Raw genomic sequence first — 21,751 nt, 5'->3', positions numbered from 1 at the left:
ATCGGGAAAACCCGAAAGTTGTCACTTGCGAAATGGAGGAGAATATTCATGAATTACCAAGAACAAGATCCAGCCGTTTGGGCCGCTATTAGTAAGGAACAAGCGCGGCAACAACACAACATTGAATTAATCGCTTCGGAAAATATTGTCTCAAAAGGCGTGCGCGCCGCTCAAGGCAGTGTTCTCACTAACAAGTATTCTGAAGGTTACCCTGGCCATCGTTTTTATGGTGGTAATGAATTTATTGATCAAGTTGAAACTTTAGCCATTGATCGGGCTAAAGAATTATTTGGCGCTGAATATGCCAACGTGCAACCACATTCTGGCTCACAAGCTAATGCGGCTGCTTATATGGCACTGATCCAACCTGGTGACCGGGTAATGGGCATGTCCTTGGATGCCGGTGGTCATTTAACGCATGGTTCGAGTGTTAACTTTTCGGGTAAGCTTTATGATTTTAATGATTATGGTTTGAATCCTGAAACTGAAGAACTCGACTATGATGCGATTTTGGCCCAAGCTAAAGCATTCAAGCCAAAGTTGATCGTGGCAGGGGCATCAGCCTACAGTCGGATTATTGATTTTGCCAAGTTCCGTGAAATTGCGGATGCCGTTGGGGCTTTATTGATGGTCGACATGGCCCATATTGCGGGGTTAGTTGCAGCGGGATTACATCCTAGTCCAGTGCCATATGCTGATGTGGTCACCACGACCACGCATAAGACCTTACGTGGCCCCCGTGGTGGGATGATTTTGGCGAAGGCTGAATATGGTAAGAAAATCAACTCCGCTGTTTTCCCTGGCAACCAAGGCGGTCCGTTAGATCACGTGATTGCTGGTAAGGCCGTTGCTTTAGGCGAAGATTTACAACCAGAATTCAAGACGTATGCACAACAAATTATTAAGAACGCCCAAGCAATGGCTGCGGTCTTTAATGACTCAGACTTAGTGCGGGTCATTTCCGGTGGGACGGATAATCATCTGTTGACGTTAGACGTCACTAAATCCGGCTTAAACGGGCGCCAAGTCCAAGACTTGTTGGATACGGTTTATATCACCGTTAATAAAGAAGCGATTCCTAATGAAACGTTAGGCGCCTTTAAGACCTCTGGCATTCGCTTAGGTACACCAGCCATTACGACCCGTGGCTTTAATGAAGCGGATGCGGCTGAAGTCGCTAAGTTGATTTTACAAGTCTTACAAGACCCTGAGAATGCGGAAAATCTTGAAGCCGTTAAGGATCAAGCGATGGCTTTAACTGCCAAACATCCTATTGATGTTGACTAAAAATTAAGCGAACACCAGTCAATCATGAAAACTTGATTAGCTGGTGTTTTTTTATCATTATTTTTATTGTAAAAGCGTTTTTACGGCACTAATAGCGAACATTATGCGGTATACTAGCAACGATAACAACTAATTAGTTGAGATAGACTTGGTGGAAATGCTCGAACATTCGGAAATTTGAACTGAATACTCACTTTTTTTGAGTTGCTTTCCAGTTCTACCCTAGTTTTTTTAGACTAAATTAGCTACAATAGAAAGAAATCACTAAGGAGCGTGCAGCATAACATGGGTAAGTTCGAGGTTTTAAATCATCCGCTCATTCAACATAAGTTAACGATCATTCGGGAAAAAGAATGTGGCACTAAAGTTTTTCGGGAAATGGTCAACGAAATTTCGACCTTAATGGCTTATGAAGTTTCACGGGATATGCCATTGAAGGATATTGAAATTGAAACGCCAATCACGAAAACCACGCAAAAGACATTAGCCGGTAAGAAAGTTGCCATTGTGCCAATCTTGCGTGCCGGTCTTGGGATGGTTGATGGGGTCTTAAACATGATTCCAGCAGCTAAGGTTGGTCATGTCGGGATGTATCGTGATGAAAAGACATTGAAACCAGTTGAATACTTTGTGAAATTACCTAGTGATATTTCACAACGTCAATTATTTGTGGTTGATCCAATGTTAGCCACTGGTGGTTCAGCTATCATGGCAATGGATATGTTAAAGAAGCGGGGCGCTAGCAATATTAAGTTCATGTGCTTAGTTGCGGCTCCTGAAGGTGTTAAAGCGTTACAAGAAGCTCACCCAGATATTGATATTTATACTGCCGCATTAGACGACCATTTGAATGAAGATGGCTACATCGTTCCTGGTTTGGGCGATGCTGGTGACCGGTTATTTGGTACCAAGTAAATTAACTGATTAGATGTGAAAAGCGTGGTTGATCTGATAACAGATTAAGCGCGCTTTTTGTGTGCCGTTTTTTTACTAAGGAAGATTCGATGCAATCTATATTCAAATAGATTGATATAATATAGTAGTAACGCTATATAATAGCGTGATAAATGACACCGTTGCTTGGTCAAGTTGTAGGTGGACATGGCTATCAATGGTACCTGCAGGTTGTAACGACCTGAACCGGATGTCGGCTTAGTCGTGTCTCAGTTTAAAGCGTAAACCGTCAACAACTATTGACAAACATAATCAACTCAGCTATTCTAGGTACAACAATTAAACAGTTCCTTTAATTTAGCTCAGAGAGGCTGAAAAGGATGACGGACGTTTACCCGCAGTGGGTGAACGCTATTCAGACAGACCAGCCGCTTTTGAGTGGGGGTCTGTCTTTTCTTTTATCAATTATTCAATATAAGGGGTGCGTTATGGCAAAGCAAACGGCGTTTCATAATGACGATGTCGTCTTGGACATTCACGACCGACCAAAGTTTGGGAGTTGGCTCGGGTTATCGATTCAGCATTTATTCTCAATGTTTGGTTCGACGGTGTTGGTCCCAATTCTGGTTGGATTAAACCCAGGGATTGCGTTATTCAGTTCTGGGGTCGGGACATTGATGTATATCTTGATTACCCGGCATAAGATTCCGGCGTACATGGGGTCAAGTTTTTCGTTTATCGTCGTGATGCAGTCGTTGATGAAGACGGCTGGTTATCCAGCGATTGCCCAAGGGACCGTTGCGGTTGGGGTCGTTTACCTGATTGTTAGTCTGTTAGTCACGTTGATTGGATCTGATTGGATCGATAAGGCCTTGCCGCCAATCGTTGTTGGGCCAATCGTCATGGTTATCGGCTTGTCATTAGCTAGCACCGCCGCTAAAGATGCGACGATCAATGGTAGCCATTATGACTTGCGCTTCTTTGCGGTTGCCATGTTAACGATGATCTTAACCGTCATCTTTAACATGTACTTACGTGGCTTTATGAGCTTAGTCCCAATCTTGTTAGGGATCGTTTGTGGCTATTTGATTGCGGTCATGTTTGGCATTGTCAATTTTGCACCAGTCATGGCTGCTAAATGGTTTGCCATGCCTGACTTCCAAATCCCATTTGTGACTTATCATCCGGGTATTTATTGGGGCGCCATTTTAAGTATGGCACCGATTGCCTTTGTCACGATGTCCGAACATATGGGGCATATCATGGTGTTAAATAAGTTAACCAAACGAAACTTCTTCAAAGATCCTGGCTTGAATCATACGTTAGCTGGGGATGGGACTGCGTCAATTATTGCCGGTTTCGTCGGGGGCCCACCAGTGACCTCTTATGGTGAAAATATTGGGGTCCTTGCAATTACTCGGGTACACAGTATTTATGTCCTGGGTGGGGCGGCCTTGTTTGCCATCATCTTTAGTTTTGTCGGCAAACTATCTGCTTTGATTCAAAGTATTCCATCACCGGTTATCGGTGGCGTCAGCTTCTTGTTATTTGGGGTCATTGCGTCTAGTGGGATGCGGATCTTAATTGATAACCAAGTTGACTTTAATCAAAAGCGTAACTTAATGATTGCATCGGCTGTTTTAGTCATTGGGATTGGGAATGCGTACTTACAATTAGGCACTTTCCAATTTAGTGGTTTAGCAGTCGCAACTGTGCTTGGTATTATTATGAATTTAGTACTGCCAAAGGCGGCCGTTAACGAACAGTAAGCGCTAGCATACTTTCTTAAAAAGTGAAAACTAATGCGAGTTTATGAAAATCCTATGACATGAAAGCAACGTGAAAGCTTGATGTCATAGGATTTTTGCTAATAAATAAAAAGTTGAAATTATTTTGAATTTTTATTGCCGTGGTGGTATTATTACCATTGTATTTTGATTAGGGGTAACTCTAATTTACTATTTCATGTTTCGATACAATTGACGTTATGTTGAGTACACGTTATGGTTATCCTGACACCGAAATTAAGGAAAGAGGTGATATTCTGTGAGTGATCCAGTTCCTACCGTCAAGTTCCTTGGTTTAACGTTTAACGTGGCGAACGACCTTTCAATTTTAATTACTTGTTTGATCGTTTTCTTGTTCGTTTTTGCGCTATCTCGGCACATTGCGATGAAACCAAAAGGTGGGCAAAATGTGCTGGAGTGGCTCGTTGAGTTCACGAATGGCATTGTCAAAGGTTCAATTAAGGGGAATGACGCATCACATTTCGGTTTATATGCGTTCACGCTGTTCCTCTTCATTTTCGTTGCTAACCAAATTGGGTTGTTCATTCATATCCAAGTTGGGGAGTATACGTATGTTAAAAGTCCTACCGCTGATCCGGTAGTCACTTTGACGTTATCGTTGATGACGATTGCGTTAGCACACTATGCCGGAATTACGAAAAATGGCGCCAAAGCTTATTTCAAAGGCTACTTAGCACCATTTACTTTGTTCTTGCCGCTTAACATTTTCGAACAATTCACAAACTTCTTAACATTAGGTTTGCGGTTGTTTGGGAATATCTTCGCTGGTGAAATGTTACTGACCTTAATTAGTGGTTTAACCAGTAGCAAAAATTGGATCAGTTATATCTATTCACTACCAGTTGAGTTAGCCTGGCAAGGATTTTCAGTCTTTATCGGGAGTGTGCAAGCATTCGTGTTTGTCACCTTGGCTTCAGTTTATATTTCTCGACAATTAACGCCAGAGGAATAAGAAGAAATTTCTGTTTTTTAATTTTAAGGAGGATACACAAATTATGGGAGCTCTTGCAGCAGGTATTGCGATGTTTGGTGCCGCTATTGGTGCCGGTGTTGGTAACGGTTTGATTATTTCTAAAATGCTTGAAGGTATGGCCCGTCAACCAGAATTATCTGGTCAATTACGGACTAACATGTTTATCGGTGTTGGGTTGGTTGAAGCGATGCCTATCATTTCCTTCGTTGTTGCCTTAATGGTTATGAACAAGTAATCATTGGATAACAGATTCATTTTTATCAAAATGGAAGAAGGAGGTGTCATTAGATGCTCTCGCATTTAATTATCGGTGCATCCGGTCTATATCTGGGCGACATGTTATTTATTGCGATTAGTTTTATTATTTTGATGGCGTTGATTGCGTTAGTTGCGTGGAATCCAATCACTAAAATGATGGGTGAACGGGCTAACAAGATTGCCAACGATATTGATACGGCTGAAAAATCCCGCAAAGAAGCGAGCGATTTAGCTGACCAACGTCGCGAAGCGTTATCACACTCACGGAGCGAAGCAAGCGATATCGTCGCTGATGCTAAGCAAAGTGGTGAAAAACAACGGGCCAGCATTGTCGCTGACGCGCAAAACGAAGCAACGCAGTATAAACAAAGCGCGCGCAAGGATATTGAACAGGAGCGTCAGGATGCCTTAAAGAACGTCCAATCTGACGTTGCTGACATTTCTGTCCAAATTGCTTCGAAGATTATCAAGAAGCAATTAGACCCTGAAGGCCAACAAGCATTAATTAATTCGTATATTGAAGGGTTGGGAAAGCATGAGTCTTGATAATCTTACAATTGCAAATCGATACTCAAAGGCCCTCTTTGAGCTCGCGGTTGAAAAAGATCAGACCGAAGCATTCCTGACTGAATTAAAACAATTGCGGCAAGTCTTTATTGATAACCCTCAATTGGCAGAGGTCCTCTCAGGATCATTGCTAACGGTTGATCAAAAGCAGGAAATGCTGCGTACTTTGACTGACCATGCTTCAGAATACATTCAGAATTTTATTCAAATGTTGTATGATTATGGCCGTATGAGTAACTTGGTAGCGATTATCGACGCTTTTGAACAACGTTATGACGACAGTCAACAAATTGTTCATGCCGAGGTAACGTCTGCGGTCAAGTTGTCCGATGAGCAAGCTAAAGCCATCGCAGCGGCGTTTGCTAAACGTGTCGGGGCAAAACAGGTTCAATTGAACCAAAAGATTGACCCCGAAATCATTGGTGGTGTTATTGTGAAGTCAAACAACCAAACGTTTGATGGTAGCGTGGCATTACAATTAATGAATTTAAAACGAGCACTCATCAACAATTAAAAAAAGTCTTTTACGAAGAGGTGAAACTTTTATGAGCATTAAATCTGAAGAAATCAGTGCTCTAATCAAACAACAATTAGAAAGTTATCAAACTGAGCTCTCAGTTGCTGAAACCGGTACTGTCACCTATGTTGGTGATGGGATCGCCCGGGCCCATGGACTCGACAATGCCTTACAAGGGGAATTGCTTGAATTCAGTAATGGTGTTTACGGGATGGTGCAAAACCTTGAAAGCAACGATGTTGGTATCGTTGTTTTAGGTGATTTTGACGGTATTCGCGAAGGCGATACTGTTAAACGGACTGGCCGTATCATGGAAGTTCCAGTTGGGGACGCCATGATTGGCCGGGTTGTTAATTCCTTAGGTCAACCAGTTGATGGTTTAGGTGAAATCAAGACCACGAATACGCGGCCAATTGAACACAAAGCCCCTGGGATTATGCAACGTCAATCTGTTAGTGAACCCCTCCAAACTGGGATCAAGGCCATTGATGCCTTAGTACCAATTGGTCGTGGCCAACGTGAATTGATCATTGGTGACCGGAAGACTGGTAAGACTTCTGTTGCCATTGATGCGATTTTGAACCAAAAAGATCAAGACATGATCTGTATCTATGTTGCCATTGGGCAAAAGGACTCAACTGTCCGGGCTCAAGTGGAAGCTTTGAAGAAGTTTGGCGCGATGGATTACACGATCGTGGTTACGGCCGGTCCTTCTGAACCAGCCCCATTACTTTACTTGGCACCATATGCTGGCGCTGCTATGGGTGAAGAATTCATGTTCAACGGCAAGCACGTTTTGATCATCTATGATGATTTATCAAAACAAGCCACCGCTTATCGTGAACTCTCATTGATCTTACGTCGGCCTCCAGGTCGTGAAGCTTATCCTGGGGACGTTTTCTACTTGCATTCACGGTTGCTCGAACGGGCAGCTAAGTTGAACGATGACTTGGGTGGCGGTTCAATGACAGCCTTACCAATTATCGAAACGCAAGCTGGGGATATCTCCGCTTATATTCCAACCAACGTTATCTCCATCACCGATGGTCAAATCTTCTTGGATAGTGATTCATTCTATTCAGGTGTTCGGCCAGCGATCGATGCCGGGGCTTCTGTTTCTCGGGTCGGTGGGGATGCTCAAATCAAAGCGATGAAGTCAGTTGCTGGGACTTTACGTTTGGACTTGGCTTCTTATCGTGAATTGGAATCCTTCTCACAATTCGGTTCTGACTTGGATGCGGCAACGCAAGCTAAGTTGAATCGTGGTCAACGGACGGTTGAAGTCTTGAAACAACCCGTTCATTCACCATTGAAGGTCGAAGAACAAGTTATGATCTTGTACGCTTTGACCAAAGGGTATTTGGACAAAGTTGCCGTTGACGACATTGCTCGGTATCAAACTGAAATGTTTGATTTCATCCGCAGTAATCATCAAGATCTTTTTGATACGATTGTATCAACGAAGAAATTGCCTGATACTGACAAGGCCAATGCAGCCTTAGATGAATTTGCCAAGCAGTTCCAGCCAACCGCTGCTGCTGCTAAGTAATTAAGAGCTGAAAAGGATGGTGAGTAGTGCATGGCAGAATCATTAATGGATGTTAAACGCCGGATTGAATCAACCAAGAAGACTCATCAGATCACGTCAGCTATGCAAATGGTCTCAACCTCAAAGTTGAGCCAGATTCAAAAGCATACTGGCACGTATCAGGTGTATGCTTCTAAGGTTGAAAGCATCGTTTCTCATCTTGCCAAAGCTCATCTGATGTCAGCTAGTGCCGGCGTTCCCAACAGTAATTCCAACACCATTTCGGTGAGCGAATTGTTGGCACAACGCCCCGTTAAACGTACCGGATTATTAGTGATCACCTCCGACCGGGGGTTAGTTGGTAGTTATAATAGCAGTGTCTTAAAACAGACGAATGCCTTTATGCAAGACCACCAATTAAACGCTGATAACGCGGTCGTTTTGGCGGTTGGTGGTACTGGTGCGGACTTTTATAAGAAGAATGGCTTAAACGTGGCCTATGAATACCGCGGCGTCTCTGACGTGCCAACCTTCAAAGAAGTTCGTGAAATCGTCAAAACCGTTACTTCCATGTACCATAATGAAGTCTTTGATGAACTTTACGTGTTCTATAATCACTTTATCAACCGGTTATCATCAGGATTCCGGTCAGTTAAAATGCTGCCGATTTCTGAAGAAACCTTTGAACAAAGTGAACAAGATAACCGTAAAGCCAAAGATAGTCGAGTCGATGTTGGACCCGAATATGAAATGGAACCTTCGGAAGAAGCGATTTTGTCAGCCGTATTGCCACAATACGCTGAAAGTTTAGTTTACGGTGCCATTTTGGATGCCAAAACTGCTGAACATGCTTCATCGTCAACCGCGATGAAAGCTGCATCAGATAACGCTGGCGATTTAATTGATAAATTAAATCTGAAATATAACCGCGCACGTCAAGCTGCTATTACCACTGAAATTACCGAAATCACTGGTGGTTTGGTTGCGCAAGAATAACGAATTGGGAGGAATTAACGACTAATGAGTACAGGTAAAGTTGTACAAGTTATTGGACCCGTCGTTGACGTTGAATTCTCTCTAAACGACAAGTTGCCTGATATTAATAACGCCTTACTCATCCATAAAGATGGCGATGATACCTTAACGGTTGAAGTTTCGCTTGAATTGGGTGATGGGGTCGTTCGGACCGTCGCCATGGATGGTACGGATGGTTTACGTCGCGGGATGGCCGTTGAAGACACTGGTTCTTCAATTACGGTTCCTGTTGGTAAAGAAACGTTAGGTCGGGTATTTAACGTCTTAGGAGAAACCATCGATGGTGGTCCTGAGTTCGGTCCAGATGCAGAACGGAACCCGATTCACCGGGATGCCCCTGCATACGACGAACTCACAACCAGTACGGAAGTATTGGAAACTGGGATTAAAGTTATTGACCTCTTAGCACCATATGTTCGTGGTGGTAAGATTGGGTTGTTCGGTGGTGCCGGTGTTGGTAAGACCGTCTTAATCCAAGAATTGATCCATAACATTGCGCAAGAACATAACGGGATTTCTGTCTTCACCGGTGTCGGTGAACGGACTCGTGAAGGTAATGACCTTTACTTCGAAATGAAGGGTTCTGGTGTTTTAAAGAACACGGCCATGGTTTATGGACAAATGAACGAACCACCTGGTGCCCGGATGCGGGTTGCTTTGACTGGTTTAACGATAGCGGAATACTTCCGTGATGTTGCGGGCCAAGATGTGTTGTTATTCATCGATAACATTTTCCGGTTTACGCAAGCTGGTTCTGAAGTTTCCGCCTTACTTGGCCGGATTCCTTCAGCCGTTGGGTACCAACCAACGTTGGCTACTGAAATGGGGCAATTGCAAGAACGAATCACTTCAACCAAAAAAGGTTCTGTTACGTCGATTCAAGCCGTTTATGTGCCTGCCGATGATTATACCGACCCGGCACCTGCGACGACTTTCGCCCATTTGGATGCGACGACCAACTTGGAACGTTCTTTGACTGAACAAGGGATTTATCCTGCCGTTGATCCGTTGGCTTCTTCATCAATCGCTTTGGACCCATCAATTGTTGGGGCTGAACATTATCAAGTTGCCACCGAAGTTCAACGTGTCTTACAACGTTATCGTGAATTACAAGATATTATCTCAATCTTAGGGATGGATGAATTATCTGACGAAGAAAAGACCACTGTTGCACGTGCACGGCGGATTCAATTCTTCTTGTCACAAAACTTCTTCGTTGCTGAAAACTTTACGGGCCAACCTGGTTCTTATGTGCCAATCAAAGAAACTGTCAAGGGCTTCAAAGAAATCCTTGCCGGTAAATATGATGACCTACCAGAAGATGCGTTCCGTCAAGTTGGTAAGATCGAAGATGTCGTTGAAAAAGCGAAATCGATGGTCACTGATTAGGAGGGGTTAACATGGCTGACAATGCAAACTCATTAACCGTTAGCATCGTAACTCCAGACGGTCAGGTCTATGAAAATAAGACGCCAATGTTGATCGTACGTACGATTGACGGCGAATTAGGGATTTTGCCTAATCACATCCCCGTAATTGCGTCTTTAGCAATTGACGAGGTCCGTATCAAACAAGTCGAAACTGATCAAGAAGACGACGAAATTGCCGTTAACGGTGGCTTCGTAGAATTCAGTAACAACACGGCGACCATTGTGGCCGATAGTGCTGAACGTCAAAATGATATCGACGTTGCGCGGGCGGAAAATGCGCGGAAACGAGCAGAAAGTCGGATTCAAGCGGCCCAACAAAAGCATGATGATGCTGAGTTGGCCCGGGCCCAAGTCGCTTTGCGGCGGGCTATGAACCGATTGAACGTTGCCCATCACTAGTCGTCAAACTTGCATCTAGGTGCAAGTTGATTGATGTGTGCAATGTCGCACGAGCGTAAAAGCTAATCAAAGCACCGCAACCAATTTTGGTTGTCGGTGCTTTTTGTTTTACGCTGAATTTGCGGGATGGGTCGGTCGCGACCTTTGGCACAGGTCGAGCCACGCCGAAGACGGCAAGGGTGCCAAACGCCAACGCGAAAATCAGGCATAAGGTCAAGCCGATACAAGTGCGAGTCATACCTTTGGTCAGGTCCAATTATGGCCGTGGATAGGGGCATTTGCTTGACTTTTAGATACTTGAACAATAGTTGTCACTTAACTAACCATTTAGCTGTGTCTAATCCAGGAAAATGTAATGAAATTGTAAAATGTAATATTTATAGCGACACTTCCTATGTTATGATGATTAGGAAACCAACAAGGAGTTGAGCGAATTGCGCTATTTAGGCGTTCAAGCGCTATTAAACCTCGTTAGTCAATTTTTATTTATTTGGATTGCTTTTTGGGCGTTGCAACCCTTGCGATTGGATCGCAAGATGGATGCCAGAGCACCGCAGCAAGCACGGGCGTTAATCGTGTTGTTGGCGGTGGTCATTGGCTACACAGCTAGTCAGTTTTTCTGGAGCTTTTTTGATGCAGTCCGAAATCTTGTGTATCTAGTACGTTAATAATCGCGAATGTATGGAGGGTTTATCCATGGAAGAAATTGTAGTTCATGGCGGTCGGCGTTTAACGGGTCATGTGCATATTGAAGGCGCTAAAAATGCGGTTTTACCGATTTTAGCAGCGGGCTTATTAGCTAGTTCTGGTACGACCCACTTGACCAACGTGCCCGTGTTATCAGACGTGTTCACCATGAACAACGTCTTGCGTTTTTTGAATGCAAAAGTTGATTTTGATGAAATTAATAAAGAAATTAATATTGATGCGAGTCACGACCTGTCATCAGAAGCCCCATTCCAGTATGTTTCTAAGATGCGGGCCTCGATCGTGGTGATGGGGCCATTGTTAGCCCGACTTGGTCATGCTAAAGTGGCGATGCCTAGTGGCTGTGCGATTGGTTCGCGGCCAATTGACCTACACTTGAAAGGTTTAAATGCCTTGGGTGCTGAAATTGAACGCCATGATGGGTACGTTGAAGCAACGGCCCAACACTTACATGGTGCGACGATTTATTTAGACTTCCCAAGTGTGGGCGCCACCCAAAATATTATGATGGCGGCAACGTTAGCTAAAGGCACCACGATTATGGAAAACGTGGCGCGGGAACCGGAAATCGTTGATTTGGCTAACTATTTGAATCAAATGGGTGCTAAAGTCACTGGTGCTGGGACTGAGACGATTCGGATCGAAGGGGTTACCGCTTTACATGGCTGTGACCATAGTATCGTGCAAGACCGCATTGAAGCGGGTACCTTTATGGTCGCTGCAGCGGTGACACAAGGGAACGTTTTGATTGAAGATGCGATTGCCGAACATAACAAACCGTTGATCTCTAAAATGCGTGAAATGGGCGTGCGGGTCACTGAAGAAGCTGGCGGGATTCGGGTCATTGGACCTGTCACGCTGAAACCAACGTCGGTTAAAACGATGCCACATCCCGGGTTTCCAACGGATATGCAGCCACAAATGACGATTTTGCAGTTGTGTGCCCAAGGGACGAGCTTATTGACTGAAACGGTCTTTGAAAATCGCTTCATGCATTTAGATGAGCTACGGCGGATGAATGCTGATTTCAAGGTGGAAGGTCGTTCTGTTATTATGTATGGCCCAACGAATTTCAATGGGGCGCAAGTTGCCGCTACTGATTTGCGTGCCGCCGCTGCCCTAGTGATTGCTGGGTTGGTCAGTCGGGGCTACACCGAAGTCACAAACTTGAAGTATTTGGATCGTGGCTACTTTAATTTCCATGGTAAGTTAGCCAAGCTTGGCGCTGAAATCAAACGAATCGACGTACCGGATGAAGCCGTGTATGCCTTAAATCCTGATTTTGTGGACCAAGCGGCCGAATAAACTTGAAATAGGTCTAACCAAAACCTTCAAAATACGATAAAATCGTGTTTGAAGGTTTTTTTACGGAAAAATTGCCGCACATTCAGGAGGAAACTATGTTTATTAATATAATTGACCAACACATCTCATTGAAGCCGACCGAAATCGGCGATGCTGAACCCTTATTTGCTTTAATTGACGCTAATCGTGCGCATTTGAAGCCATGGATGGCATGGGTGGATGCGACCGCTACTGTAGCTGATGAACAACGCTTTATTGAAAGCATGCTGACCAAGCAAGCGCGTGGTGAAGTGTTCATTACGACAATTATCGTTGATGGTGAAGTTGCTGGGATGTTAGATATTCATAATATCAGTGCGGCTAATCATCGTGGCGAAATCGGCTACTGGCTAGGCGCTGACTTTGTCGGTCATGGCGTGATGACTAAGTCACTGGAACGCTTGGAAGAGATTGCCTATACGGAATTAGACTTACACAAGTTGCAATTGAATGCCGATGTTGCCAATCAAGCGAGCCGCGCAGTTGCTGAACGGCGGCAATATCATTTGGACGCGACGTTACCAGAAAATGCGTTTGTTAATGGCGCATATGTGGATGAAGCCATTTATTCGTTAACGGTTGATGCTTGGTCACGTCGTCAAGATGATTAAGCTTCGTTAAAATTCGGGCTTCAGGGGCTTGCTAGCACTGGATGCAGGCTGTTCAGACCCTGATGGGGTATGCTATAATTGTTTGTTGTATAACTGTAAGTTTGAGAGGAGAAAAAACATGGCTTTAGATATTGGTATCGACTTGGGTACTGCCAATGTTTTGATTTACGTTTCGGGGAAAGGGATCGTGTTAAACGAACCCTCTGTCGTTGCGATTGATACGAACACGAATCAAGTCTTAGCGGTGGGGTCAGAAGCTTACCAAATGGTTGGTAAAACCCCTAGCAACATTCGGGCAATCCGGCCATTGAAAGATGGCGTTATTTCGGATTTTGATGTAACCGAAGAGATGCTGTCTTACTTCATTAAAAAATTAAACGTTCGGGGCATTATGTCACGACCAAGTATTATGATTTGTACGCCAACTAACACCACTGAAATCGAACGCAAGGCGATTTTACAAGCGGCTGAAAAGTCTGGTGGTAACAAGGTTTATTTGGAAGTCGAACCAAAGGTTGCCGCGATTGGTGCGGGGATGGACATTTTCCAACCACGCGGTAACATGGTCATTGATATCGGTGGTGGGACGAGTGATATTGCCGTCTTATCATTAGGGGATATCGTTGCCAGCAGCTCATTACGGATGGCTGGCGATCGGATGAACCAAGACATCGTTAACTATGTTAAGGATGAACATCACTTGTTGATTGGTGAACGTAGTGCTGAACAAGTGAAGATTCAAATCGCGCAAGTCTTCAAACAAGATGGCGATGATGACAAACACATGCAAGTACGTGGGCGTGATACGGTTACTGGGATGCCACGATCAATTGAAATTGACTCAAATGAAGTTGAAGTGGCGATCCATGAAACCTTGATGCAAATTGTCAGCACGGCTCATCATGTGATGGAAACTTTACCACCAGAAATTGCTTCCGATATTATTGATCGTGGGATTACGTTAACTGGTGGGGGTGCGCTTTTGAGTGGCTTGGATCAATTGATCAGCCAAAACTTAAAAGTGCCCGTTGTGGTTGCTGAACACCCATTGAACAATGTGGCGCAAGGTGCCGGTATTTTGCTCGAACATATGCAAAAAGCAGGTAAAAAATAGGCGTGCAACGGATTTTAATAAGCAGTATTCGCTGGTATCAACGGGTCATCTCTGCCGGGACGGCACCGCATTGCCGGTATTGGCCGACTTGTTCAGCCTATACGTTGACTGCAATTGAACGTTTTGGCGCCGCTAAGGGCACCTTAATGGGCATAGCGCGTATTTTACGCTGTCACCCGTTTGTAAAGGGTGGTTTTGATCCGGTGCCAATGAAGTTTTCACTTCGACGCCAACCGATTTCCAAGGAGGAACAAATCAGTGTCAAGAAAAGATAAAGCTGTCTCAGTTGACTTAAACGAAACGCAAGTTAATGGTCAAACCGTGACGGAAGTTTTAATTGGTAAACAAGTTATTGGTCAAGTAACGGAAGTTGCAGATAACCGTTTCGATGCTGAAATGGTTAGCGACAACCAACCATTTGCCCATACCAAATCATTTGATGAAAGCTTACAAGAAGTTTTATCAGCTTATCATTTACACAAAGGCTAATTTTTGGTTAACCTTGCAACCTGGTGTCGTTAATCGGTACCAGGTTGTTGTATAATCAAGGGTATCTTAAGAAAATAAGGAGTGCTATTGTGGCAGAAGAATCCAGACTCCGTACTCAAGAAGAAGAATCTCGAATTGATTACGGTATCATATTTTCAGTCATGATGTTGGGCCTGATCGGGCTGGCCTCAATTTACGTTGCCGCTAGTCACGATTCCAGTTCCGTCAACGTGACCAAACAAGTTATTACTCAAATTATGTGGTTCATTATTGGGACCGCGTTAGCTGTCATCATTATGCAATTTGATTCGGAACAATTATGGCGGGTCGCCCCGTTGGCTTATTGGTTCGGGATCTTCCTATTAGCCGCCGTGTTACTGTTATATAGTCGTTCGATGTATGCCAGTACCGGTGCCAAAAGTTGGTTTGCGGTGGGGTCATTAACCTTCCAGCCATCTGAAGTGATGAAGCCGGCCTTTATATTAATGCTAGGTCGGGTCGTCACGATGCATAATACTGAAAACCCAGTCCATTCGTCAAAAAGCGATTGGTTATTGATTGGGAAGTTATTTGCTTACATGGTGCCTGTTGCGGTGCTGTTAAAGTTACAAAATGACTTTGGGACGATGTTAGTGTTCTTTGCCATTTTAGGTGGGGTCATCTTGGTTTCTGGGATTTCTTGGAAACTGTTAGCGCCGACTTTTGCGATTGTCTTTGCAATTGCGGGGACCGCGTTATACTTGGTGATTTCTGATAGTGGTCGCCATGTCTTGGAAGCCGTTGGGTTTAAAGCTTACCAATTCGCGCGGATCGATACGTGGTTAAATCCATCGACTGATACGTCGAATAATGCTTACCAAGTTTGGCAAAGTATGAAAGCCATTGGTTCTGGTCAGATTACAGGACGTGGGTTTAACGTCTCACACGTCACCGTGCCAGTGCGTGAATCTGATATGATTTTCTCCGTTATTGGTGAAAACTTTGGCTTTGTTGGTTGTACCGTCGTGGTCTTGTTATACTTCTTGTTGATCTATCAAATGATCCGGGTCACGTTTGATACTAAGAATGAATTTTATGCGTATATTTCAACCGGGGTCATTATGATGCTCTTGTTCCACGTGTTTGAAAACATTGGGATGAGTATCGGGCTATTGCCAATGACTGGGATTCCGTTGCCGTTTATTAGTCAAGGGGGTTCGGCGTTGATCGCCAATATGGCGGGGATCGGTTTGATGATGTCGATGCGGTTCCATTACAAGTCGTACATGTTTAGCCGTAACGACCGGTTCGAATAAAAATTAAATCAAGGAAAGCATGGTGTTGGATATGAGTGAAGATGCAACTTACTTTTGGACTAAAGATACTGATGGGCATACGCGGATTGGGTTAACGAAATCTGCGCACGAAGCACTCGGTGAGATTAAATATGCGGAGTTACCAGCGATTGGTGACAAGGTGAGTCAAAAGCGGGCCTTCCTCAGTATTGAAGCCACCAAAGCGGTTTCTGAATTTAATTGTCCCATCAATGGGACGGTCGTTGCCGTTAATCCGGCCTTGAAGACTGATTTTGATGATTTGAATAGTCTTGAAGATGGGGTTGCTTGGTTAGTTGACGTTGACTAACTGAAAACTGGTTTGAAAACACTTGACAATTCTTTCAAGCCTCGGTATACTCGACACATTAATAAATCATTAAAAAATAACATTTTGAAAAGATGAGTACGTGGTTACGACTACTAAGAGAGTCACTAGTTGGTGCAAGGTGATTAGTCGCGAAGCCGAAGATGGTCTTGAATTAATGTAGGTTAGTGAGCGTCAGTAAGCTAGCCTTGGGTGCACCCATTAACGTGCGGAGTTTATAAACTCTTGAGATAGCTGATGCGAGTCAGCTATAAACATAGGTGGTACCACGAGACCAAGCTGCTCGTCCTATTATTATAATGTCATTATAATAATTAGGATGAGCAGCTTTTTTTGATACATGGATTAAGGAGGAATCGCATTGATTGAATTTAAAGACGTGACCAAAACGTTTAACACGAAACAAGGCGCCGTACATGCGGTCCAAGATGTTAACTTAAAAATCGAAGATGGTCATATTTACGGCATCGTTGGTTATTCTGGTGCTGGGAAGAGTACGTTAATTCGGATGCTTAACGGACTAGAGACGCCAACAACTGGGACGGTGACGATCGACGACGTGGAAATTTCCGCTTTAGGCGGTGCCAAGTTACGTGAACAACGCCATAAGATTGGCATGATTTTCCAACATTTCAATTTGCTCTGGTCACGGACCGTGTTGCAAAACATCATGTTTCCACTCGAAATTGCGGGTCAAAGTAAAGCTGAAGCGAAAAAGCAAGCGGAACATTTAGCTGACTTGGTTGGGTTAGCAGGACGTGAACAAGCTTATCCATCTGAATTATCTGGTGGGCAAAAGCAACGGGTCGGGATCGCCCGGGCCTTAGCGAATGATCCCCAGATCCTCTTATCCGATGAAGCAACCAGTGCGTTGGATCCACAAACGACGGATGAAGTTTTAGATTTATTGTTGGATATCAATAAGAAGTTACATTTAACGATTGTGTTGATCACGCATGAAATGCATGTGATTCGTAAAATTGCGGATCATGTGGCAGTCATGGAATCTGGTAAAATCGTTGAACAAGGTCCCGTCTTAGAAGTCTTCAAACGACCAAAACAAGCCGTAACCAAGCGCTTTGTTAACGAAGAAGTGACACCGTCCTTGACTGATACGACAGCGGTTGTCGATCAACTGCTTGCGAAGTATCCAAAGGGGACAATTGTTCAATTGACGTTCCATGGTGACCAAGCCAAATTACCAATCGTTTCTGAAATGTTGAAACAATATGGTGGTTTAGATTTGAACATCATTGAAGGGACGATCCATCAAACCCAAGAAGGGTCGATTGGGACCTTATATATTCAATTAACAGGCGAACAAGCAGAAATTGATGGCGCCTTGGCGTACTTGCAAAAGATGCGGGTGGAAACGGAGGTTTTAAATCGTGAATGATCAAGGCTTAGGTTCATATTTCAAGTTCTCAAATGTTGACTGGGGCAATATGATGACTTCCACGTGGGAAACCATCTGGCTAACCGTCGTATCAATGGTGGTTGTCGCCATTTTAGGGATTGCCCTGGGGTTGTTGTTATTTGAAACAACTGACAGTCACAATCCACTAGTCAAGCTATTGAATTGGCTCGTGGCATTGTTCGTTAACGTGTTCCGGTCCATTCCGTTTATCATTTTGATTGTGCTATTATTACCGATTACGCAAAAGTTAGTCGGCACGATCATCGGACCACGCGCGGCATTGCCATCATTGATTATTTCCGCGGCACCATTTTATGCGCGGATGGTTGAACTGGCTTTCCATGAACTCGATCATGGGGTCATTGAAGCCGCTGAATCAATGGGCGCGACGCGTTGGCAGATTGTCCGGAAGGTCTTGTTACCGGAAAGTTTACCAGCGTTAGTTTCTGGGATTACGGTGACGACGATTTCATTGATCGGGTATACTGCAATGGCCGGTGCGATTGGGGCCGGGGGTCTTGGTAACTTGGCTTATCAAGATGGGTTCCAATCCAATAATAATGCGATTACCTTAGTGGCAACCGTGATTATCGTCATTATCGTGTTTATCTTCCAATTTATTGGTGATATTGCTGTTAAGCATATCGATAAGCGCGCTTAAATTTAGTTAGGGTATTAATCACATAGGAGGCAACAAGTTATGCGTAAAAAGGGAATTTTAGGGTTATTAGCAGTGGCCGCAACGGCCGTCTTATTAGTTGGTTGTGGGAAGTCATCATCGTCTTCAAGCAAGATGACCACCATCACGGTTGGGGCTTCGGCGGTCCCACATGCTGAAATTTTGAAGCACGTGCAACCACAATTGAAAAAGGAAGGCGTTAATTTGAAGATCAAAGTCTTCCAAGATTACGTCTTACCAAACAAGGCCTTGGCAGCTAAAGAATTAGATGCCAACTACTTCCAACACACGCCATTCTTAAAGAACTGGAACAAAGAAAATAACGGGACATTAGTTTCAGCTGGTTCTGTTCATTTGGAACCAATTGGGGTTTATTCTAAAAAAGTTAAGAGTTTAAAGGACTTGAAGAAAGGGGCAACCGTCTTGGTCAGCAGCAATGTGGCTGATTATGGTCGAGTTTTGACACTCTTTAAAGATGCTGGTTTGATTACCTTGAAGAAGGGGACCGATATCACATCAGCGACCTTTAGCGACATTAAGACGAACAAGCGTCATTTGAAGTTCAAGCATTCTTACGAAGCTAAGTTAATGCCTCAATTTTACAAGAACAACGAAGGTGATGCCGTTGTGATCAATGCCAATTACGCGGTTCAATCTGGCTTGAATCCAAGTAAAGATGCAATTGCACTTGAAAAGTCAGATTCACCATACGCCAACATCGTGGCGGTTCGTAAGGGCGACCAAAACAAAACGGCTATCAAGAAATTGATGAAGGCGTTGCGTTCTAAGAGTACCCAAGAATGGATCAAGAAGAAGTACAAGGGTGCCATCTTACCAGTTTCTGATAACTAAATTTAATCTTGATTTAAGTGATCCGGCCAAAGCAATTTGGTCGGTTTTTTTATTTGGATTAAAATTCCATGAGACCAGGCCCAGCTTGACTTTAGACCGCTTCCAAGGTACGCTAATGAAGTCAAATAAATTGTAGAATGGGGTTAGCAAAATGCGTAAATATGGTGTTATTGGTTTAGGTCAAGTTGGGGCCACTGTTGCTTATACATTGGTACAACAAGGGACCGTTGATGAATTGGTTTTAATCGATCATAATGAAGCGCTAGCACAAGCACAAAAGATCGATTTAGACGATGCGTCAGCGCGGCTCGCTTCAACGACCAAGATTATTTTAAATGATTACGCGGCTTTAGCTGATGCTGAAGTTTTAATCGTGGCTTCTGGGAATATCAAAGCCATTGATATGAATAGCTCTAAAGGCCGTTTTGGTGAATATGATTCTAATCAAGCGATCGTTCGCGATATTGCCCCTAAAATTGTGGCTTCTGGGTTTAAAGGTATCTTAATTGATATCATGAACCCTTGTGATGTCATGACTGATTACTTACAACGTATGACTGGTTTTGACCGTAACCGCGTCTTTGGGACTGGGACGTTCTTGGATACCGCCCGGATGCAAAAGTGTGTCGGTGAAGCGCTAGGCACTAACGGAAAAAACGTGGATGGTTATGTCTATGGTGAACATGGCAATTCTCAATTCGTTGCTTGGTCCACTGTGCGGGTCAACGGCCAACCAATTTCACATTTCCAAGCAGCGGCGCATTTAGACTTGGATAAATTAGAAGATGATGCGCGCCAAGGTGCGTTTGCCGTGATGGCAGGTAAGCACTATACCAATTTTGCGATTGCCACTTGTGGCGTGCGTTTGGCTGAAGCCGTCAGTGCCGATGCTAAGTTAGCTTGTCCTGTTTCTGCATTTGATCCCGAACTTGGGACGTATGTTGGGATGCCAGCGGTTATCGGTAAAAATGGGATTGAATCCTTGATTCGTCTTGATTTAACGGCGGATGAACAAGCCTCATTGGCAGCGTCTGCGAAGTTTATTAAAAAGAATGTTGATGTTTTACCACAACCTTAAGCTTGTGGGTTAGTTAAAAGATGGTCGCTTGCTGAAGCTGAATTTCAGTGAGCGGCCATCTTTTAGTGTGTCTAGCACCCGCAAGTTTGGCGAAGCATGCTAAAATAGACGTTAAACTTAGTTATAGGAGCGCCGAATGGATACTAAAAAATTAACAACATTAAAAGCCGATTGTTTACAACTGCGGCAACATATTCGTGCGGGCGATTTATACCAATCGTTACCACAGCGCATTGGCTATTTAATCAATCAAATCGATGTCGTATCGGCGACCACGGTGATTGCGGTCCCCGATGGCGATGTTGAGACTTTAATTGAAACCTTAAATGCTGGTCTAAATGAAGGTAGTTTAACAACCATTACCGATGATCAGATTAAACAACTTTTACCACATCTGGGGTCATTGAATCCTGCCATCCGTGATGCTGGTTGCTATTATTTATTAAACGAAGCCTTACAACAACAATTATTAAGCGAAGACCAATTAGGGCTGATTTTTGATACCTTGATTCAAGATGACCAATTATTTGCGCATATTGATGAACCACAAAATGATGCGATCTATCAGCGCTCATTTGCGATTTTGATTTTAGCAGTGCTACTATACGCGGATCATGCAGGGTTTCATTTTATGACGGACGCCCGACTAGAACAACTGGTACAACAATTTACCACGTACTTAATGCTTGAACGTGATACGCGTGGTTTTGTGGGCACTAATGGTTGGGCGCATGCGTATACCCACGTGGGCAATTTGTTAGAAGAATTGGCAGAAGAACCACGATTAGCACGCGCTGATAAGTTAATGATGCTGGCGACGTTGATTGAACGTTATCAACGCTTGAACACACCACTGATTTTTGGTGAACCAGAACGCTTGTCGTCATATTTGGCGTTGATCACCACTAAAGACGATGTTTATACTGAATACGTCTTATTGGCCTTTAAACGTTGGCATCAACAATTGATCATGCAACCAGCACCTAAGTCAGAATCGGCTTGGAATCGGGTCTTTAATCGCAATCGGTTGTTAGAAGCGATGGCGTTACACGATGATTTTCCAACGGCAGTCAGTGATTATCTCGATGAAGAATTGGAATTTTTAGGTTAGTTGAAGGGAAG

Annotated in this window: 24 protein-coding genes; all 24 read left to right on the top strand. The window is 43.9% G+C overall.

Going from position 1 to position 21,751, the window contains the following annotated elements:
- Positions 1–48 precede the first annotated feature (48 nt).
- The 24 genes from glyA to FFM75_RS08535 all read left to right on the top strand — a co-directional run bounded on the left by glyA (position 49) and on the right by FFM75_RS08535 (position 21,740).
- Positions 49–1,287, top strand: a complete 1,239-nt coding sequence (gene glyA, locus FFM75_RS08650; protein WP_137628779.1) for a serine hydroxymethyltransferase — start codon at positions 49–51, stop codon at positions 1,285–1,287.
- A 285-nt stretch (positions 1,288–1,572) separates the two neighbouring features.
- Positions 1,573–2,202, top strand: coding sequence for a uracil phosphoribosyltransferase (gene upp, locus FFM75_RS08645; protein ID WP_137628778.1), 630 nt, complete (start codon positions 1,573–1,575; stop codon positions 2,200–2,202).
- 467 nt (positions 2,203–2,669) lie between these two features.
- Entirely contained in the window at positions 2,670–3,950 is a 1,281-nt protein-coding gene (locus FFM75_RS08640) for a uracil-xanthine permease family protein (protein ID WP_137628777.1), read from the top strand.
- Between the two features lie 277 nt (positions 3,951–4,227).
- Complete coding sequence (atpB, locus tag FFM75_RS08635; RefSeq protein WP_137628776.1) at positions 4,228–4,941, top strand: F0F1 ATP synthase subunit A; 714 nt, start codon at positions 4,228–4,230, stop codon at positions 4,939–4,941.
- Positions 4,942–4,984: 43 nt separating this feature from the next.
- Positions 4,985–5,197 (top strand): F0F1 ATP synthase subunit C, encoded by a 213-nt coding sequence (atpE, locus tag FFM75_RS08630; RefSeq protein WP_130845638.1) that lies wholly within the window; start codon positions 4,985–4,987, stop codon positions 5,195–5,197.
- 53 nt (positions 5,198–5,250) lie between these two features.
- Positions 5,251–5,766, top strand: coding sequence for a F0F1 ATP synthase subunit B (atpF, locus tag FFM75_RS08625; protein WP_137628775.1), 516 nt, complete (start codon positions 5,251–5,253; stop codon positions 5,764–5,766).
- A complete protein-coding gene (atpH, locus tag FFM75_RS08620; RefSeq protein ID WP_137628774.1) occupies positions 5,756–6,301 on the top strand; it encodes an ATP synthase F1 subunit delta in 546 nt (181 codons plus the stop codon). The genes atpF and atpH overlap by 11 nt, the downstream gene beginning before the upstream one ends.
- 31 nt (positions 6,302–6,332) lie before the next feature.
- Positions 6,333–7,853: a F0F1 ATP synthase subunit alpha gene (gene atpA, locus FFM75_RS08615; RefSeq protein WP_137628773.1), complete on the top strand. Its 1,521-nt coding sequence runs from the start codon at positions 6,333–6,335 to the stop codon at positions 7,851–7,853.
- Between the two features lie 30 nt (positions 7,854–7,883).
- Complete coding sequence (locus FFM75_RS08610) at positions 7,884–8,828, top strand: F0F1 ATP synthase subunit gamma (RefSeq protein WP_137628772.1); 945 nt, start codon at positions 7,884–7,886, stop codon at positions 8,826–8,828.
- A 24-nt stretch (positions 8,829–8,852) separates the two neighbouring features.
- Complete coding sequence (gene atpD / locus FFM75_RS08605; protein ID WP_137628771.1) at positions 8,853–10,256, top strand: F0F1 ATP synthase subunit beta; 1,404 nt, start codon at positions 8,853–8,855, stop codon at positions 10,254–10,256.
- Between the two features lie 11 nt (positions 10,257–10,267).
- Positions 10,268–10,696, top strand: coding sequence for a F0F1 ATP synthase subunit epsilon (locus FFM75_RS08600; RefSeq protein ID WP_137628770.1), 429 nt, complete (start codon positions 10,268–10,270; stop codon positions 10,694–10,696).
- A gap of 434 nt (positions 10,697–11,130) precedes the next feature.
- Positions 11,131–11,364, top strand: a complete 234-nt coding sequence (locus FFM75_RS08595; RefSeq protein WP_137628769.1) for a DUF1146 family protein — start codon at positions 11,131–11,133, stop codon at positions 11,362–11,364.
- A gap of 28 nt (positions 11,365–11,392) precedes the next feature.
- Positions 11,393–12,709 carry a UDP-N-acetylglucosamine 1-carboxyvinyltransferase gene (gene murA / locus FFM75_RS08590; RefSeq protein ID WP_137628768.1) on the top strand — a complete coding sequence of 439 codons (1,317 nt, stop codon included), beginning with the start codon at positions 11,393–11,395 and terminating at the stop codon, positions 12,707–12,709.
- A 95-nt stretch (positions 12,710–12,804) separates the two neighbouring features.
- Entirely contained in the window at positions 12,805–13,359 is a 555-nt protein-coding gene (locus FFM75_RS08585) for a GNAT family N-acetyltransferase (RefSeq protein WP_137628767.1), read from the top strand.
- Positions 13,360–13,477: 118 nt separating this feature from the next.
- On the top strand, positions 13,478–14,473 hold the full coding sequence (gene mreB, locus FFM75_RS08580; RefSeq protein WP_137628766.1) for a rod shape-determining protein: 996 nt from the start codon (positions 13,478–13,480) through the stop codon (positions 14,471–14,473).
- 2 nt (positions 14,474–14,475) lie between these two features.
- Complete coding sequence (gene yidD / locus FFM75_RS08575; protein ID WP_137628765.1) at positions 14,476–14,748, top strand: membrane protein insertion efficiency factor YidD; 273 nt, start codon at positions 14,476–14,478, stop codon at positions 14,746–14,748.
- Positions 14,732–14,962, top strand: coding sequence for a DUF2969 domain-containing protein (locus FFM75_RS08570; protein ID WP_137628764.1), 231 nt, complete (start codon positions 14,732–14,734; stop codon positions 14,960–14,962). Before yidD ends, FFM75_RS08570 begins: the two co-directional genes overlap by 17 nt.
- Positions 14,963–15,051: 89 nt before the next feature.
- Complete coding sequence (locus tag FFM75_RS08565) at positions 15,052–16,257, top strand: FtsW/RodA/SpoVE family cell cycle protein (RefSeq protein ID WP_137628763.1); 1,206 nt, start codon at positions 15,052–15,054, stop codon at positions 16,255–16,257.
- A 31-nt stretch (positions 16,258–16,288) separates the two neighbouring features.
- Positions 16,289–16,585, top strand: a complete 297-nt coding sequence (locus tag FFM75_RS08560; RefSeq protein WP_137628762.1) for a glycine cleavage system H family protein — start codon at positions 16,289–16,291, stop codon at positions 16,583–16,585.
- 379 nt (positions 16,586–16,964) lie between these two features.
- Complete coding sequence (locus FFM75_RS08555; protein WP_137628761.1) at positions 16,965–17,999, top strand: methionine ABC transporter ATP-binding protein; 1,035 nt, start codon at positions 16,965–16,967, stop codon at positions 17,997–17,999.
- Positions 17,992–18,681 carry a methionine ABC transporter permease gene (locus tag FFM75_RS08550; protein WP_137628760.1) on the top strand — a complete coding sequence of 230 codons (690 nt, stop codon included), beginning with the start codon at positions 17,992–17,994 and terminating at the stop codon, positions 18,679–18,681. The genes FFM75_RS08555 and FFM75_RS08550 overlap by 8 nt, the downstream gene beginning before the upstream one ends.
- Before the next feature lie 39 nt (positions 18,682–18,720).
- A complete protein-coding gene (locus FFM75_RS08545) occupies positions 18,721–19,551 on the top strand; it encodes a MetQ/NlpA family ABC transporter substrate-binding protein (protein ID WP_137628759.1) in 831 nt (276 codons plus the stop codon).
- A gap of 151 nt (positions 19,552–19,702) precedes the next feature.
- Entirely contained in the window at positions 19,703–20,629 is a 927-nt protein-coding gene (locus FFM75_RS08540; RefSeq protein ID WP_137628758.1) for an L-lactate dehydrogenase, read from the top strand.
- 136 nt (positions 20,630–20,765) lie between these two features.
- Positions 20,766–21,740, top strand: a complete 975-nt coding sequence (locus tag FFM75_RS08535) for a DUF2785 domain-containing protein (protein ID WP_137628757.1) — start codon at positions 20,766–20,768, stop codon at positions 21,738–21,740.
- The last annotated feature ends 11 nt before the right edge of the window (positions 21,741–21,751 follow it).

The organism is Lactiplantibacillus daowaiensis (assembly GCF_005405085.1).
GTDB classification, from domain to species: domain Bacteria; phylum Bacillota; class Bacilli; order Lactobacillales; family Lactobacillaceae; genus Lactiplantibacillus; species Lactiplantibacillus daowaiensis.
This window is presented reverse-complemented; position numbering and strand designations above follow the sequence as displayed.

What these genes read in the sequence shown, in the direction of transcription:
- atpA (WP_137628773.1), top strand. Translation starts at nt 6,333, where the DNA reads ATGAGCATTAAATCTGAAGAAATCAGTGCTCTAATCAAACAACAATTA.
- FFM75_RS08545 (WP_137628759.1), top strand. Translation starts at nt 18,721, where the DNA reads ATGCGTAAAAAGGGAATTTTAGGGTTATTAGCAGTGGCCGCAACGGCC.
- atpH (WP_137628774.1), top strand. Translation starts at nt 5,756, where the DNA reads ATGAGTCTTGATAATCTTACAATTGCAAATCGATACTCAAAGGCCCTC.
- FFM75_RS08610 (WP_137628772.1), top strand. Translation starts at nt 7,884, where the DNA reads ATGGCAGAATCATTAATGGATGTTAAACGCCGGATTGAATCAACCAAG.
- FFM75_RS08560 (WP_137628762.1), top strand. Translation starts at nt 16,289, where the DNA reads ATGAGTGAAGATGCAACTTACTTTTGGACTAAAGATACTGATGGGCAT.
- FFM75_RS08600 (WP_137628770.1), top strand. Translation starts at nt 10,268, where the DNA reads ATGGCTGACAATGCAAACTCATTAACCGTTAGCATCGTAACTCCAGAC.
- FFM75_RS08535 (WP_137628757.1), top strand. Translation starts at nt 20,766, where the DNA reads ATGGATACTAAAAAATTAACAACATTAAAAGCCGATTGTTTACAACTG.
- atpE (WP_130845638.1), top strand. Translation starts at nt 4,985, where the DNA reads ATGGGAGCTCTTGCAGCAGGTATTGCGATGTTTGGTGCCGCTATTGGT.
- atpD (WP_137628771.1), top strand. Translation starts at nt 8,853, where the DNA reads ATGAGTACAGGTAAAGTTGTACAAGTTATTGGACCCGTCGTTGACGTT.
- glyA (WP_137628779.1), top strand. Translation starts at nt 49, where the DNA reads ATGAATTACCAAGAACAAGATCCAGCCGTTTGGGCCGCTATTAGTAAG.
- FFM75_RS08585 (WP_137628767.1), top strand. Translation starts at nt 12,805, where the DNA reads ATGTTTATTAATATAATTGACCAACACATCTCATTGAAGCCGACCGAA.
- murA (WP_137628768.1), top strand. Translation starts at nt 11,393, where the DNA reads ATGGAAGAAATTGTAGTTCATGGCGGTCGGCGTTTAACGGGTCATGTG.
- upp (WP_137628778.1), top strand. Translation starts at nt 1,573, where the DNA reads ATGGGTAAGTTCGAGGTTTTAAATCATCCGCTCATTCAACATAAGTTA.
- mreB (WP_137628766.1), top strand. Translation starts at nt 13,478, where the DNA reads ATGGCTTTAGATATTGGTATCGACTTGGGTACTGCCAATGTTTTGATT.
- FFM75_RS08540 (WP_137628758.1), top strand. Translation starts at nt 19,703, where the DNA reads ATGCGTAAATATGGTGTTATTGGTTTAGGTCAAGTTGGGGCCACTGTT.
- FFM75_RS08640 (WP_137628777.1), top strand. Translation starts at nt 2,670, where the DNA reads ATGGCAAAGCAAACGGCGTTTCATAATGACGATGTCGTCTTGGACATT.
- atpF (WP_137628775.1), top strand. Translation starts at nt 5,251, where the DNA reads ATGCTCTCGCATTTAATTATCGGTGCATCCGGTCTATATCTGGGCGAC.